Source organism: Sulfurimonas sp. (assembly GCF_028713515.1).
Lineage (GTDB): Bacteria > Campylobacterota > Campylobacteria > Campylobacterales > Sulfurimonadaceae > Sulfurimonas.
Genome location: NZ_JAQTOD010000001.1, coordinates 821363 through 836137, shown reverse-complemented (window position 1 = coordinate 836137; position 14775 = coordinate 821363). Strand labels below are relative to the sequence as shown.

Sequence of the window (14775 nt, the reverse complement as noted above, 5' to 3'; positions counted from 1 at the left end):
TTACTTAATACAATTTTTACCTATCTTACAAGAAATTTGGCTATATAAAAACCGCTACCTGCCATGAAAACAGAGCCAATTGCACTGAGAGTAATATTGGCTATAGCTAGGGCAAAGTTGCCACTGTGAATGCCGCCCGTTGATAATAGATAGAAAATAGAGTATTTACATATTTTTATAAATTTTAAATTAAATAGGATAATAAGTCACCTTCAAGAGAAGTATAGGTGACTTATTGGAGATTTTGTTGTAAGAATTAATCTAGTTGTTGTCTCATATAAGATGGTATATCAAGGTTATTGCTATCAAAAGTTCCATTCATAACAAGTCTTGGACGAAGAATTTTTGTTACTGGGGCTGGATTTTCGCTAACAAAACCTTCGTTGTTTGCAAAATTCTTCTCAAAGCCTGTCGCTACAATAGTTACTTTCATATAGTTTTCAGGAAGTGAATCATCAGTAGAAGTACCAAATATTACCTCCGCATCTTCATGAGCACTTTCTTGAACTACTATCATAGCTTCTGATGTCTCCATCATCGAGAAGTTTGGATGCATGTTAAAATGAACTAGCACACCCATTGCTCCATTGATTGACATATTATCGAGAAGAGGTGACTCAATAGCTGCTTTAATAGCCTCGTATGCAGCGTTTTCACCCTCAAATTCACCAACACCCATAAGTGCCATACCTCTGTGACTCATTACAGTCTTTAAGTCAGCAAAGTCAAGATTTATATCATTTTCACCATTAGATAAAATAACTCCAGATGTTCCGCTAACGGCCTGTGCTAAAACGCTATCAACAATTTTAAAGCTATCTTTGATTCCTAGTTTTTTATCTATAATTGAGAGAAGTTTATCATTTGGAATAACGACTATGGAGTCACTCTCTTTTTTAAGTTCTTCAAGTCCAGCCAATGCGAGTTTAGCTCTTTTTGGTCCCTCGAACATAAATGGTTTTGTAACGATAGAGATAGTTAGCGCACCAACTTCTTTAGCGATTTTTGCAACAACTGGAGCAGCACCAGTTCCAGTTCCGCCACCAAGACCAGCAGAGATAAAGACTATATCAGCACCTTCAAGTGCATTTCTTATTTCATCGTAACTTTCTATAGCAGACTCTTTGCCTATATCTGGCTTCATGCCAGCACCAAGCCCTTTTGTTAATTTGCTACCGATTTGGATTTTAGAAACTGCTCCGATATCTTTTAAGGCTTGTGCATCTGTATTTACCATTATAAGTTCAATACCAGCAATACCCTCTTTGACCATATGACTAATCATATTTCCACCACCGCCACCAACACCAACAGCTACTATTCTTGCTCCGCTAAGATTGCTTGCTTCTTCAACTAAAAATGGTTCCATAACTTCTCTCCTTAAAATAACTGGGTTGCCCAGTTCCAAAATTTACTAAAACTACCAGCCTCGTCACCTTTTTTCTCTCTTTTGAATGGGATGGTTGGCATTTTCTCTCTATTGTCTTCAGTGAAATTTGTATTATTTGTTGTGCTACTGTTTGAGGTCATATGAATATCAATGTGTTCGCTAAAGTCAATATTGCTTTCGCTTGAATTGATTTCATTAATATGTCTAACCCTTTTATTTGCATCTATCTCGTACTGAGTATAAGAAGATGCTGCATACATAATCAAACCTACTGCACTTGAGTATTCTGGTGAACGAAGATTATCAAAGAGACCATTCATCTCTTTTGGTTTTGCTAAACGAACAGGAATTGATCCGAAGGTGGCTATTGCTAAATCTCTCATCCCTTCCATTTGTGAAAATCCACCAGTTAAGACAATGCCAGCTCCAATTTTATCTTTTAACCCGCTGTTTTCAATAAATTGAGCAAGTATCATAAGAGTTTCTTCAACCCTTGCATAAACAACATTATGAACAACCTCTAGGGATACTTCATGTGTTGTGCTTTCATCACCAATTATTGGAAGTTCTATTAAATCACTACTTGGTGTAAGTAGTGAACCATAATTTATTTTTACGCTTTCCGCAATATTTAGTGGGGTGTGAAGTGCCATTGATAAATCACTTGTGACATGGTTTGAACCAACGCCTAAGAAGTCATTGTATCTTATTGAATTCCCAGAGTGAATTGTTATATTACTAGTGTTTCCACCCATATCAACAACAGCAACACCTAGCTCTTTCTCATCATCATTTAGCACCGCGATAGAGGAAGCATAACCCGTCAAAACTACATTTTCAACTTCTATGCCAGCAGCGCGAACAGCTTTTTTAAGGTTCCCAAGATTTGTTTTTTGAGTTGTTATAATGTGAGTATCAACCTCAAGCCTCGAAGCATTCATCCCAAGAGGGTCTTCTATAAAATCTTGATCATCAACTTTAAATTTATAAGGAAGAGCATGTAAAACATCATATTCATTTGATATATTTGCATTGTATAGAGCAGTTTGCATAACTCTCTCTATCTCTTTAAAACTAACTTCTTTGTTTTGAATATTTACTATGCCATTTGAATTTATACTTTTTGTGTATGCTCCAGATATAGATACAATAGCACTTTTTACATTGCTACCAGAGACTCTTTTTGCATCATCAACTGCCTTTTTGATTGATTTTGCAGCTAGCTCTATGTTGGTAATACTTCCTCTTTTTAAACCTTGTGATTTAGAGATTCCGGCACCAGTAATAGCAATAGAATCATCATTCGCTATCTCGGCAATAATCGCGCATATCTTAGTTGAACCAATGTCTATAGCTAAAACTGTTTTGCTCAACTTATAATCCTTGAATAAAAATCTCAGTTTTGTACTTGTTCTGGAGGTTCTTAATGATACCTTCATTAAATAAAGTACTCTTTAATCTAACAATCGGATTGTTTTGATTAGTGTTAGTTTTATTAAGCAGTTTTTGTTCCAAAATACTATAAATTACAATATTTCCATTGCTTAGAGGAGTATATCCTCTTTTTGTCTCTGAATTAAACACTGTTGCTAAAAATTCAGTTGATAATTTGTTAGTTAAATCTGTTAGCTTGTTTGTATCACTGCTAGTTATAAAATCAGTAGTAGTGCCTTTAAATGTATTGACAGATTTCTCTGCTGTTTCTTTAAGTAGTCTACTTTTTTGCTCATCTACAAAAAGAGGTATTACATCTTTTTTGGCTTCTTCAAAACTTTTTGTTTTGGCGCCGTTTATCTTTGTTAATTGGAATATAAGATACTCTCCATTAACAAGTGTTGGCTTCAAAAATGCAGATGCAGGTGTTAGTTTGGAGATGCTTTGTAACGCTTCAGTTCCAAACGGATTATTTGAAGATGAAATTGTAATGCTATTTATTTGCAAACCATCATTTTTGCCTTTTTTAAACTCTATATATGTTTTGAGTGCTTCGGTTTTTGTCTCTTTTTCTGCAAGTTCTTCTAAGACTTTTGCTTTAGACTCTTCATACGATAATATTTTTGCATCTTCACCTTTAAAATGAGTTTTGTTTTCGTTGTAATATTCAGTTAATTTAGCCTCATTAAACTCTTTTGTAGATTTTGGTTGTTTTATATATTTTAGTTCATAGCTAACTTCACTTTTGAAATTATTTTGTATTTTTTCCCAATACGCTTTTAAAAGGGTATCAGATGTATCGATGATAATTGAATTTTTATCTAAAATTTTGTACTCAATTTTATCAGCTATATTTGCTGTTGTGTCCAAAATGTTAAGTTCGCTCTCTTTTGCATTGACTGGAATCAGTTTGATTGTTTTCCTGATTAATAGGTCTTTTTTAACATCAGTTTCATACTCTTTTGTACTTAGATTATTTCTGAGTAAGGTTTGTCTGTATATCTCTTTGTTAAAAATCCCATCTTTAAAAAAATAATCTTGAGATTTTATTTCTTTTAAGAGCTCATCATCACTCACAGTTAAATCATATGATTTTGCTAAATTAAGTATGAGTGCTTGCTGTGTTAAGTTGTTTAGTGCTTGTGCTTGCAAACCAAGACTTTTTGCTTTTGCTTCATCAAAATTCCCTTGAAGTATTTGATTGTACTGATTGTATAGATTTGAGTAGCTTTTTTGAAGCTCTCCTTTTGTTATCTCTATGCTACCAACTTTTGCAACGGCCCCAGCTTTATCTCCATAATCATATCGTCCCCAACCGACAAAACCAGCTCCAACAAAAGCGATAGTAGAAATCCAAATAGTAATAATTAGATATTTTTTGTGTTTTTGCATCCAAGTGATCATAAATTTATAGCCTTGTGTACGATATTTTTGTAATTTTATGTAAATTCGCATTAAAACTTGATAAACTTTACCTTGTCATGCGTATAAATGAGGGTATTTAATATTAAGTGACCTCTAAAATTAAAGCTTGTAAAATATAAATATGTTGATTAAAAAAGGATTTGTAATGAGTGAAATAAAAAAATATGAAAATATAGAAGAAGAGCTACCAGAATTACCAGAAATTTTGTTAAATACTATTCAGTCGGATGTGTTGGAAATTAGGCGAATTGATAAAAAATGTGAAAAATATATAGCTTCTTGTGAGAAATTTCCTGAGCTTGTAGATGCATCTTTTGTGGTTTATTCAAAGTATATAGATAAAAATAATCATAAATATGAAAAATTTATATTTTTAAGTGAGAAAGGTGCTGAAATTTGTGATGTTAGTGGTTCAACAATCGAACTATATGGACTGCTTTTATGCAATAATCTCTCATTTACGCAAGAGTATGAAAATTTAAATAAAAAATAATGAACAACTTAGAGCTAAAAAAGAGGGATTTGGATGTTCTCTGGCATCCGTGTACCCAAATGAAGGATCATGAAGCACTGCCATTAATTCCAATAAAAAAGGCTCATGGAGTTTATCTGGAGGATTTTGAGGGAAATAGATATATCGATGCTATTGGTAGTTGGTGGGTAAATTTGTTTGGGCATACAAATGGTTATATAAACAAAAAGATAAAAGAGCAGTTAGATAGTTTGGAGCATGTAATACTTGCTGGTTTTACACACGAACAAGTTGTGCGATTGTCAGAGAGGTTAGTGAAGTTAGCACCTAATGGTCTCAAGAAGTGCTTTTATGCAGATAATGGCTCAAGTGCCGTAGAGGTAGCACTTAAGATGAGTTTCCATGCACATAAGAATGACGCTAAAAACAGAACTATTTTTGTTTCACTAACAAACTCATATCATGGTGAAACAATCGGTGCTCTTAGTGTTGGAGATGTTAAACTCTATAAAGAGACATATGAACCACTTCTCATTACAACTGTTCAAACTCATGTACCAAAAGATATGAGTATAGAATCCGCAAGAGAGGCAGCTATGGAGTTTGAGGAGTTGTGTAAAATACGCTCAGATGAAATTTGCGCGATTATTTTAGAGCCTCTTGTTCAGGGTGCTGGATCTATGCATATGTATCATTATGAATTTCTATCTCTTGTGCGTGATATTTGCAGCAGATATGATATTCACATGATTGCCGATGAAGTAATGGTTGGCTTTGGGAGAACAGGAGAGTTGTTTGCATGTAGCAGCGCTAACATAACACCAGACTTTCTTGTTTTGTCAAAAGGGCTTACCGGCGGTTATTTACCACTCTCTGTAGTACTAACAACAGATGAAATTTATGCAAAATTTTATTGTGATTATAATGAGCATAAAGCATTTTTGCACTCTCATAGTTATACCGGAAATGCCCTTGCTTGTGCAGCTGCAAACGCAACTCTCGATCTGTTTGAGATGGGTAATATAATAGAAAAAAACAGAGAAACAGCACTTTATATGGGAGAAAAACTAGAAAAATTTAAAATTTTGAAAAATGTTTTATCCATTAGACAAACTGGCATGATTTGCGCGGTTGAGCTTGATGGCTATAAACAAGAGGAGAGAGTAGGGCTAAAAATATATAATTATGCCCTTAAAAATGGAGTACTGCTTCGCCCACTTGGGAATGTGGTTTACTTTATGCCTCCGTACATTATAACCCACCAAGAGATTGATAAAATGATGGAGACTGCTTACGAAGCCATTGCAGTTTTATGTTAAATGAATGCAGGCGAAGAGTTACTTGAACCAGCTTTTCATCTTCTCGATTGCAGAATCTAAAACGCCCTCATGTGGTTTTGATTCTATTCCAAATGACTCTTGAAGTTTTTTGAGAAGCTCTTTTTGTTCATCACTTAATTTCTTAGGATAAGTGATATTTATTTGCGCTATTAAATCCCCTTTTCCGTGCCCATGAACATCTTCTATGCCTTCGCCTCTAAACTTAAACTGTTGTTTATCTTTTGTACCAACATCCAGTTTTAGTTCTAGTTCACCGTTAAGTGATGGAATAGTCAGGCTCTCTCCAGTAACTGCCTGAGTGAAAAATACTGGGATTGCAATATAAATATCATTTCCTTCTCTTTGAAAATGCTTATCTGGTTTTACGCTAAAAGTGACATAAAGATCGCCTCTTGAGCCTCGTTTACCAATGTTTCCTTTGCCGGAGACTCTTAGGCGGTTTCCGTTATCAATTCCTTTTGGAATTTTGATTGTAACATTTCCTTTTTCTTCCTCAAAACCTCTGCCAGAACAATCTTTACAAGATTCAGTTGCTGCACTGCCTGTTCCTTGGCATGCTGGACATGTTTGAGAGAAAGTCATAAAGCCTTGTTTCATAAAAACTTGGCCTTGACCTTTACAGTGTTTACATGTAGAGAGTTTGCCATCTTTGGCACCAGTTCCTTTACAGCCAGAACAAGAGTTTTTGTACTTAAATTCTATATCTTTTTCGCATCCAAAGACAGCCTCATTGAAGCTAAGATTCATATCTACATTCATATCAAGAGGGTATTTTTCCATGTCTGCCGGATTTTGACGGCTTCTGCTTCTGCCACCTCCAAAACCGCTAAACATATCTTCAAACATTGAGCCTAAATCATCAAATCCACCAGAAGAGCGACGACCGCCACCACCTTGAAGTCCCTCTTTGCCATATCTGTCATAAATAGCCCTTTGCTGATCATCACTTAGGCACTGATAGGCTTCATTGCATAATTTGAATTTATGTTCAGCGTCTTTGTCTCCTTGATTTTTATCTGGATGATATATTTTTGCCATTTTTCTGTAGCTATTTTTAATGGTTGTTTTGTCTGCATCTCTTGTTATTTCTAGTATTTCATAATAATCTAATTCTTGCATAATAAGTCATTGTCCCCATAAATAATATTTTTGCGATTATAGCTATTTTAGTTTAATATGAGTATAATCGCGGTATGAAATATGCCTATATATTACCATTTATTGCACTTTTTTTGTTTGTTGGGTGCTCTAGAAGCCCACAGATTTTACCACTAAGTGTTCCTGAACCAAATCTCATAAAAAGTAATTTCAGTGATTTGCCAAATTGGGAAAAAGAGGATTATTTTGCCGTTGTTTCTTTGTTTATAGAAAATTGTAAAAGCGGTAAAACGAAGAAAATCTATGGTGAATTGTGTACAAAAGCTCCACTGGCATCTGATGCAAAACTTTTTTTAATGGATGAGTTTACTCCATACAGAATCAGCACTCAAAGTAGTGAAAAAAATGGTTTACTAACTGGCTATTATGAACCACAATTAAGAGGTTCACTCACAAAAGAAGAGCCATATTTATATCCAATTTATGAAGCTCCAGCTGATATGTTGACAATAGATCTCGCAGAGCAATACCCAGAGCTAAAGGGATATAGACTCAGAGGAAGAGTTGTGGGAAGTAAAGTTGTTTCTTATTATCAAAGAGAAGATGTGCAAAAGGCAGATGCGCAAAATATACCACTGCTAGATTCAAAAATTATATGTTATGTTGACTCTAAGGTAGATCTTTTTTTTCTGGAAATTCAAGGTTCCGGTAGAGTTTTGCTTGATAGTGGTGAGACAATCTTTGTTGGATATTCTGATCAAAATGGATATAAATATAGTGCCATCGGAAAATATTTGGTAGATGCCGGTGAGATATCGTCAGAGAAGATTTCACTTCAGAGCATTAAAGAGTGGCTTAGACTGAATCCAAATAGAGTTGATGAGGTTTTAAATTTCAACAAATCAATGGTCTTTTTTAAACAGAAAAAAAATCCAGCAACTGGCGCTCTTGGGCTTATTTTAACTCCAAGTCGCTCGGTTGCGGTAGATCCAAAATATATCCCACTTGGTAGTATGCTCTATTTGCAAGCTAAGACAAATAAGACAATATTAAATAGAGTAGTTATGGCTCAAGATACAGGCGGTGCGATAAAAGGTCGTGCTAGAGCGGATCTGTTTTTGGGTTATGGAGCAGAGGCAGAGGCAGAAGCTGGAGATTTAAAAGCACCACTTGGGCTTTGGATATTTTTACCAAAAAGTAGTAAAGAAGAGAGTAAATGAGAGGCTCATTAGATAAGTTTAACAAGTTAGTAGATGCTCTTGGAGAACTTCCTACAATTGGGAAAAAGTCAGCAATTAGACTGGCTTATCACATGGTAATGAGAGATAGTTTTATTGGTATGAAAATCTCTCACGCTATTGAAGAAGCTCTAGGGACGATAAAGAGATGCAGTTCTTGTGGCGGAATGAGTGAAGATGATTTGTGTCATATTTGTTGTGATGAGAGCAGGGATGAGTATGCTTTGTGTATAGTTGAAAATGCAAAAGATATACTGCTTTTAGAAGAGAATGGACTTTTTGACGGTAAATACTTTGTTTTGGAGTCATTAGATGAACTTAGCATGTCGATGCTAGAGAGAATTGTGAAAAATGGCACGAGCGAGATAATCTTTGCGCTTACGCCGTCTGTGTCAAACGATGCCGTGATGCTTTACATTGAAGATAAATTGAGTGATTTTAGTTTGAATTATTCAAAAATAGCCCAAGGTGTTCCAACTGGAGTTAGTTTGGAAAATATTGATTTGCTCTCACTAACAAGAGCACTAAAAAACAGAGTAAAGGTTTAGGGATGAAAAAAATTGTATTTGTAGTATTAATTATGAGCTTTTCGCTCTTTGGTTTAGAAACGAACAGTAAATTTGATATAGGTCCTGTTGAGAACAACGAATCAAGAGAGTATATGATTAATTGGTCAGATGGAGCTTTTGAGCTAAAACCACATAAGGTAAATTATGTTATGCCTCTCTCTTATGTTGATGCTCGTTTTAAAAAAGAGGATCCAAATGCGTATCAATACAAAAGCATAGAGACTGAGATGCAGGTTAGTTTAAAACTAAATATTGGGAGTAATCTGTTGGGCTTAAACGAGAGATATTTTCTTGCATATACGCATAGATCTCTATTTCAGCTTTATGCCCACTCATCACCATTTAGAGAAACAAACTACAATCCAGAAGGGTTTGCTGTGTTTCCAGTAACTGGCAATAAAGAAAATTTAAAATCTATTACTTTGGCGCTTGCACATATGTCAAATGGAAGACCTGAAAATAGTAATTATAAATATATATCTGATGATCCAGATAATCTCTCTAGAAGTGTAAATTATACATACTTGAACTTTGCATTTCAGCATGATTCGCTCATAACAGACCTTAAGTTTTGGACAGCTTTGCCAGAGAATAAAAAGGAAAATAATAACCCAGATATAATGAGCTATTATGGAGATGCATCTTTGAAATTTACATATTTTTTAAACAAACATATGTTCACACTTATGGGTAGAACGAGCTTGACGCATGGTCATGGAGCAGTAGAATCAACATACTCTTACCCGCTGCGCAATGGTGTGTTTGCTTATGCCAAAATATTTAGTGGTTATGGTGATAGTATGATAGATTACAATAACTATGTAAATAGATTTTCGCTCGGATTTGCTTTTTCTAGATAGTTGTAAAGCTTATATATATATTTTGTTTTTATAATTAAATATGATAACATAATACAAATTAATATAAGAGATGCAGATGAAAAAACGCACTAAAATCTTAGCTACAATTGGTCCTGCTTCTGATTCATTGGAAAAGTTAGAGGCTCTTGTTAGGGCTGGTGTGAATGTTTTTAGGCTTAATTTTTCTCATGGTACTCATGAGCATCATTATGAAATTTTACAGAGAATTCGCGAAGTAGAAAAAAAAACAGGCTTGCTTGTTGGTGTTTTGCAGGATATTAGTGGTCCTAAGATTCGTGTAGGTATGCTTGAGTCACCTTTTAACCTTGTAAGTGGTGATATAGTTGAGTTTGTAAAAGATGAAATTATTGGCACACAAATCGCACCAAATAACTATATTTTATCAATAAATCAGGACTCAATTTTAAAACAACTCGGTTTTGGTGAGTACATTTATCTTTGTGATGGAATGATTCGAACAAGAGTAACAGAGATTTTGCAAGACGGCGTTAGAGTGGTAGTTGAAACAGATGGAATACTATCTTCGAAAAAAGGCGTTAACTTCCCAAACACTCGTCTTGGAATTGATGTGTTAACAAAAAAAGATCGCCAAGATATGCTTTGGGGAATAAGGAACAATGTAGATTTTATTGCAATCTCTTTTGTTCAAAATGCTGATGATATGATTAGAGCAAGAGAAATTATCACAGAAAATGGTGGTAATGTTGAGCTGTTTGCAAAAATTGAGAAATTTGATGCTGTTGAGAATATAGATGAAATTCTAAAAGTTAGTGATGGCATCATGGTTGCAAGAGGGGATCTGGGCATAGAGGTTCCTTTTTATGAGGTTCCAGCGATGCAAAAGATGCTGATAAGAAAAGCGAATGAGGCTTCAAAGCCAGTTATAACGGCTACTCAAATGCTTTTGTCAATGATACAAAATGACAGAGCGACCCGCGCTGAGATAAGTGATGTTGCAAACGCTGTTTTAGATGGAACAGATGCAGTTATGCTCTCAGAAGAGAGTGCAGTTGGGCATAACCCTGTTTTGGCTGTAGAGACTATGGTTCAAGCAATCCAAGGTGCCGAGAAAATATATCCATACAATAAATGTAGCACATTTAAAGTTTTGGATGTGACAGACAGCATAAATCAAGCTGCTGTAAAACTTTGTGAAGAGGTCGATGCGTGGGGTATCATCGGGCTAACTGCTTCAGGCTCGTCTGTTAGAAAAATTGCCAGATATAGACCTAGTCATGACATATATGCTGTTGTTCACAATATAAAAGTTGCAAGATTTTTAACAATTTGCTGGGGTGTTGTTCCGGCATTTTTTGTAAAAGAGGACTCTTTGGGACAGATGATGAGTGAAGTAATGAATAAAGGGTTTGACAGAAATATACTTAAGCTTGATAAGAGTTACATACTAACCGCAGGAGACCCAGTTGGGATAGAGGGAAGTACAAATATGATACGACTACTTCGCGCCCATGAGATGGAGTTTTTTAGAACACTGAAATATTAAATAGCTCAAAAAATGAGCTATAGTTAGTTTTTATGCTTCTAGTGCTTGTTTCATGTCGGCTATAAGGTCTGCTATGTTCTCTAGCCCACATGATATGCGGATAAGTCCTGCTGGAACACCGCAAGCTTCGAGTTCTTTTTCTTTCAACTGTTGGTGCGTTGTAGATGCAGGATGAGTTATGATTGATTTTGAGTCGCCGATATTTGCAACTATAGAAAAAATAGTAACTTTATCCAAAATATTTTTTGCAATTTCAAGGTTTTCTATCTCAAAACTAAGAAGCCCACTACAAGCACCATCTTGAAAATACTTTTGAGCATTTTTATAGTTTGCATTACTCTTTAATCCTGGGTAGTTTACTTTTTTGACTTTTGGATGAGACTCTAAAAACTCTGCAAATAATAGAGCGTTTTTAGAGTGTTCTCTCATGCGAAGAGAGAGCGTCTCTAAACCTTGTATCAGTAGCCAAGAGTTGAATGGACTGATTACGGCACCAGTATCTCTTAGGAGTATCATCCTTGCTCTGAAGGTAAAGAGCATTCCACTTACTACGGAATCCGCAAAGACTAAACCGTTATAGCTAAGTTCTGGCTCATTAAAATATGGATAACGACGGTTACCTTTTATTTTATGAGATAAATCTTTTCTCTCTACTATAAATCCACCAAGAGCAGTTCCTTGACCTGTAGTGTATTTGCTAGCACTATGAATAACAATATCTGCACCTAAAAGAAGTGGCTGAAACAGTATAGGCGTAGCAACCGTGTTGTCTACAACCGTTAGAATATTATATTTGTTAGATATTTTTATGATTTCATCAAAATCTGGCACATCGATGCTAGGATTTGATATTGCTTCAAAAAAGATACATCTTGTTTTATCATCAATCAAAGATTCTATTTTCTCAGGCGAGTGGATATCAAAAAATCTTGCTTCTATACCTAGTTTTTTAAGTGTTTGATTAAACAGAGTAATTGTTCCTCCATAGAGTTGGTTGGAAACAACTATATTGTCACCGGATTCTGCTACATTTAAAACAGAGTAAAATATTGCCGCCATTCCGCTAGCAACTGCGAGACATGCACTACCACCCTCAACTTCAGCAAATCTTCTCTCTAAAATAGCGTTAGTAGGGTTTCCAACTCTTGTATAAACATGATCTGTACCTTGCTCGAGGTTAAAACTACTCGCAGCAAATTCCGCCGTTCCAAAATCATATGCAGTTGTTTGATAAATAGGAACCGCCATGGTTCTACTAGAATCTTTTTCATAACCTGCATGAAGTGCTATAGTTTGTAAATCCATTTAATTATCTCGTGTTTAAATTTTTAAAAATATTGGTATCTGATGTTACTCACTTTTGTAAAAAAAGGTGTAAAAACAGTTTGTATTTCTCGAAAAACTTGTTTTTCGTAGCTTTAGGGGATTGGAAGGGACTTTAGTCCCTCCCACTAAAACGGACGCGTTCGTTTTAGTGCATAATACTTAATAGTTAGATATGGTAGTTTGGAGCCTCTTGAGTGATGATGACATCGTGAACATGAGACTCTTTTAATCCAGCACTTGTTATCTCTACGAACTCAGCCTTTTCCCAGAAAGTTGGTATATCTTTGCTTCCACAATATCCCATAGAAGAGCGAAGTCCGCCCATCATTTGGTGGATAATCCCTGCAATGCTACCACGAAAAGGAACGCGTCCCTCGATACCTTCTGGAACTAGCTTATCTGCCGCTGTTCCCTCTTGGAAATATCTATCGTTTGAGCCTTTTTGCATAGCACCAATGCTTCCCATGCCACGGTAAGATTTATATTGACGACCTTGAAACATGATAGTGTCACCTGGAGACTCTTCTGTTCCAGCTAAAAGTGATCCAGCCATAATACATGAAGCACCGACTGCAAGGGCTTTTGCAATGTCGCCCGAGTATTTGATACCACCATCAGCAATTACAGGCACACCATATTTTCTAGCAGTATTGGCACATTCTGAAATTGCCGAGATTTGAGGAACACCAACGCCAGCTACAATTCTAGTTGTACAGATTGACCCAGGTCCGATTCCAACTTTCACACCATCGGCACCAGCTTCTATTAGAGCAATGACAGCTTCTGCGGTTGCAATATTTCCAGCTATAACATCAACCGCTAGAGTTTTTTTAATCTCTCTTACTGTATCTAAGATTCCTTTTGAGTGACCATGTGCAGAGTCAAGAACTAAAACATCAGCACCGGCGTCAACAAGTGCTTTTGCCCTATCTATTTGACCAACGCCGATTGCCGCTCCAACTCTAAGTCGCCCAAAATCATCTTTGTTTGAGTTTGGATAGTCGATTCTTTTTTTAATATCTTTTATAGTTACAAGCCCTTTTAAAAATCCATCCTCATCAATTATAGGAAGTTTTTCTATCTTGTTTTTATTCATAACATCAGCAGCTTCGTAGAGTGAGATGCCCTTAATTGCAGTAATAAGTGGCATTTTGCTCATAACTGCATCGGCTGTTTTTGTCATATCTTTCTCAAATCTCATATCACGATTTGTAAGTATTCCTAGCAGTTTATTGTGTTTATCAACTACTGGCAAACCAGAGATTTTATACTCGCTCATAATCTCATCAGCTTCTGAAAGAGTACTATCAGGATATATAACGATTGGATCTATGATGATTCCGCTCTCGCTTTTTTTAACTTTTCTAACCTGCTTGCACTGAGTCTCAATATCCATATTTTTATGAATAATCCCAATTCCACCAAGTCTCGCCATAGCGATAGCGGCTTGATATTCAGTTACGGTATCCATGGCAGCAGAGACCATCGGTATGTTTAGTTTGATATTGCGAGTAAGTTTAGTCTCTAGGGATACATCTCTTGGCAGTACCTCGGAGTATTGTGGTACCAATAAAACATCTTCAAAGGTTAAGGCGCGTTTACGAATTTTCATGATAATCCTTGTGAGGGTAAAAGTTTATTTATGTTTCAATAAAATTCTTTGGATTATATCTTTGTTGTGATTAAAAATAGGTAAAGTAGTTTTTAAATTATTGTTAAATTTCTTCATTAATCCAAGCTTGTATTGCATCAGAGAGAGTCTCAAATCCACTGACTCGCCCAATAATAAAAACTTCATCAAAAACATAACAGCAGATATTGCTATTTAGCTCCAACATAAAGATAGCATACTCTTCCCCTCGCACATCTTTTGAGATTACTCGCATACCGTCAACTACATCATTTATCTCTATAATCGCGTCATACTCAACATTTAGAAGTTCTTTGCCATTGCTAATATATGTAGCCATGTTTGCCTCTTTGTAATAATGATTTTTTTTATATGCGTGAAGCAATATACATTCTCATTGGTAAATTATTCTACAAAAATCTTGCTTATGATCTGGTTATACTTATTCATACATAGAAATTTAAAAAA

At 35.5% G+C, this 14775-nt stretch carries 13 protein-coding genes; 6 read left to right on the top strand and 7 right to left on the bottom strand.

Going from position 1 to position 14775, the window contains the following annotated elements:
* Positions 1 to 256 precede the first annotated feature (256 nt).
* Genes ftsZ through PHV22_RS04100 form a run of 3 tightly spaced genes read right to left on the bottom strand, consistent with a single transcriptional unit; the run spans position 257 to position 4216 of the window.
* Complete coding sequence (ftsZ, locus tag PHV22_RS04110) at positions 257 to 1369, bottom strand: cell division protein FtsZ (protein WP_295022960.1); 1113 nt, start codon at positions 1367 to 1369, stop codon at positions 257 to 259.
* Between the two features lie 11 nt (positions 1370 to 1380).
* On the bottom strand, positions 1381 to 2763 hold the full coding sequence (ftsA, locus tag PHV22_RS04105; protein WP_295022961.1) for a cell division protein FtsA: 1383 nt from the start codon (positions 2761 to 2763) through the stop codon (positions 1381 to 1383).
* 1 nt (position 2764) lies between these two features.
* Positions 2765 to 4216 (bottom strand): peptidylprolyl isomerase, encoded by a 1452-nt coding sequence (locus PHV22_RS04100; RefSeq protein WP_295022962.1) that lies wholly within the window; start codon positions 4214 to 4216, stop codon positions 2765 to 2767.
* Between the two features lie 178 nt (positions 4217 to 4394).
* Between PHV22_RS04100 and PHV22_RS04095 the strand changes: the two genes are divergently transcribed.
* Both PHV22_RS04095 and PHV22_RS04090 read left to right on the top strand, forming a co-directional pair.
* Entirely contained in the window at positions 4395 to 4742 is a 348-nt protein-coding gene (locus tag PHV22_RS04095) for a hypothetical protein (RefSeq protein WP_295022963.1), read from the top strand.
* Positions 4742 to 6040, top strand: a complete 1299-nt coding sequence (locus PHV22_RS04090; protein WP_295022964.1) for an adenosylmethionine--8-amino-7-oxononanoate transaminase — start codon at positions 4742 to 4744, stop codon at positions 6038 to 6040. The genes PHV22_RS04095 and PHV22_RS04090 overlap by 1 nt, the downstream gene beginning before the upstream one ends.
* An 18-nt stretch (positions 6041 to 6058) precedes the next feature.
* Here the strand turns inward: PHV22_RS04090 and dnaJ are convergent, their stop codons facing one another.
* A complete protein-coding gene (gene dnaJ / locus PHV22_RS04085) occupies positions 6059 to 7180 on the bottom strand; it encodes a molecular chaperone DnaJ (RefSeq protein WP_295022965.1) in 1122 nt (373 codons plus the stop codon).
* A gap of 74 nt (positions 7181 to 7254) precedes the next feature.
* On the opposite strand from dnaJ, the gene PHV22_RS04080 reads away from it, so the two are divergent.
* The 4 genes from PHV22_RS04080 (at position 7255) to pyk (ending at position 11351) form a co-directional block, all read left to right on the top strand.
* Positions 7255 to 8379, top strand: coding sequence for an MltA domain-containing protein (locus PHV22_RS04080; RefSeq protein WP_295022966.1), 1125 nt, complete (start codon positions 7255 to 7257; stop codon positions 8377 to 8379).
* Complete coding sequence (recR, locus tag PHV22_RS04075; protein WP_295022967.1) at positions 8376 to 8945, top strand: recombination mediator RecR; 570 nt, start codon at positions 8376 to 8378, stop codon at positions 8943 to 8945. The genes PHV22_RS04080 and recR overlap by 4 nt, the downstream gene beginning before the upstream one ends.
* A 2-nt stretch (positions 8946 to 8947) precedes the next feature.
* Positions 8948 to 9826 (top strand): phospholipase A, encoded by an 879-nt coding sequence (locus PHV22_RS04070; protein ID WP_295022968.1) that lies wholly within the window; start codon positions 8948 to 8950, stop codon positions 9824 to 9826.
* Positions 9827 to 9902: 76 nt separating this feature from the next.
* On the top strand, positions 9903 to 11351 hold the full coding sequence (pyk, locus tag PHV22_RS04065) for a pyruvate kinase (protein ID WP_295022969.1): 1449 nt from the start codon (positions 9903 to 9905) through the stop codon (positions 11349 to 11351).
* Positions 11352 to 11381: 30 nt separating this feature from the next.
* Here the strand turns inward: pyk and PHV22_RS04060 are convergent, their stop codons facing one another.
* The 3 genes from PHV22_RS04060 to PHV22_RS04050 all read right to left on the bottom strand — a co-directional run bounded on the left by PHV22_RS04060 (position 11382) and on the right by PHV22_RS04050 (position 14647).
* A complete protein-coding gene (locus tag PHV22_RS04060) occupies positions 11382 to 12656 on the bottom strand; it encodes an O-acetylhomoserine aminocarboxypropyltransferase/cysteine synthase family protein (RefSeq protein ID WP_295022970.1) in 1275 nt (424 codons plus the stop codon).
* A 187-nt stretch (positions 12657 to 12843) separates the two neighbouring features.
* A complete protein-coding gene (gene guaB / locus PHV22_RS04055; RefSeq protein ID WP_295022971.1) occupies positions 12844 to 14289 on the bottom strand; it encodes an IMP dehydrogenase in 1446 nt (481 codons plus the stop codon).
* A 103-nt stretch (positions 14290 to 14392) separates the two neighbouring features.
* On the bottom strand, positions 14393 to 14647 hold the full coding sequence (locus PHV22_RS04050) for a hypothetical protein (RefSeq protein WP_295022972.1): 255 nt from the start codon (positions 14645 to 14647) through the stop codon (positions 14393 to 14395).
* Positions 14648 to 14775 lie beyond the last annotated feature (128 nt).

Coding starts and splice junctions, on each gene's coding strand:
- PHV22_RS04095 (WP_295022963.1), top strand. CDS start 4,395: ATGAGTGAAATAAAAAAATATGAAAATATAGAAGAAGAGCTACCAGAA.
- dnaJ (WP_295022965.1), bottom strand. CDS start 7,180: ATGCAAGAATTAGATTATTATGAAATACTAGAAATAACAAGAGATGCA.
- PHV22_RS04060 (WP_295022970.1), bottom strand. CDS start 12,656: ATGGATTTACAAACTATAGCACTTCATGCAGGTTATGAAAAAGATTCT.
- PHV22_RS04050 (WP_295022972.1), bottom strand. CDS start 14,647: ATGGCTACATATATTAGCAATGGCAAAGAACTTCTAAATGTTGAGTAT.
- pyk (WP_295022969.1), top strand. CDS start 9,903: ATGAAAAAACGCACTAAAATCTTAGCTACAATTGGTCCTGCTTCTGAT.
- guaB (WP_295022971.1), bottom strand. CDS start 14,289: ATGAAAATTCGTAAACGCGCCTTAACCTTTGAAGATGTTTTATTGGTA.
- PHV22_RS04070 (WP_295022968.1), top strand. CDS start 8,948: ATGAAAAAAATTGTATTTGTAGTATTAATTATGAGCTTTTCGCTCTTT.
- PHV22_RS04080 (WP_295022966.1), top strand. CDS start 7,255: ATGAAATATGCCTATATATTACCATTTATTGCACTTTTTTTGTTTGTT.
- ftsZ (WP_295022960.1), bottom strand. CDS start 1,369: ATGGAACCATTTTTAGTTGAAGAAGCAAGCAATCTTAGCGGAGCAAGA.
- PHV22_RS04090 (WP_295022964.1), top strand. CDS start 4,742: ATGAACAACTTAGAGCTAAAAAAGAGGGATTTGGATGTTCTCTGGCAT.
- PHV22_RS04100 (WP_295022962.1), bottom strand. CDS start 4,216: ATGCAAAAACACAAAAAATATCTAATTATTACTATTTGGATTTCTACT.
- recR (WP_295022967.1), top strand. CDS start 8,376: ATGAGAGGCTCATTAGATAAGTTTAACAAGTTAGTAGATGCTCTTGGA.